The organism is Lysinibacillus sp. GbtcB16 (assembly GCF_019091145.1).
Lineage (GTDB): Bacteria > Bacillota > Bacilli > Bacillales_A > Planococcaceae > Lysinibacillus > Lysinibacillus fusiformis.
This window is the reverse complement of sequence record NZ_JAGXJV010000278.1, coordinates 1-284: the sequence shown is the minus strand read 5'-3', so window position 1 is coordinate 284 and position 284 is coordinate 1. Positions and strand designations below refer to the sequence as shown.

Below are 284 nucleotides of genomic sequence, written 5' to 3'. Positions count from 1 at the left end.
AATGACCAATGCAAGGAAAAACGCACTCCAGAATCCACCGACTTGAAACCCGGGTACCAACCAGCTGACAAACATTAATACCAAAGCAGATACAATAAACCTGACCAGATGTCCCAGAAGATGCATTCGAGAACCTCCCTTTTCTGTCATGAGATTTTTCTCTCATGACTAGAAATGATGATTTTGTTGAACAATGCTTGGTGTGTTTGACGTATTGCGGTTCCTTTGGCAGAAGGAATAGGTGCACAACTTAGTGTATACAATTGTATAAGAGTTTATGGTAG

At 40.8% G+C, this 284-nt stretch carries 1 protein-coding gene; it reads right to left on the bottom strand.

Going from position 1 to position 284, the window contains the following annotated elements; all coding sequences use genetic code 11:
- Positions 1 to 126 (bottom strand): phage holin family protein (locus KVT27_RS24260; RefSeq protein ID WP_217582141.1); only part of this gene is annotated, 126 nt, incomplete at its 3' end.
- Positions 127 to 284 lie beyond the last annotated feature (158 nt).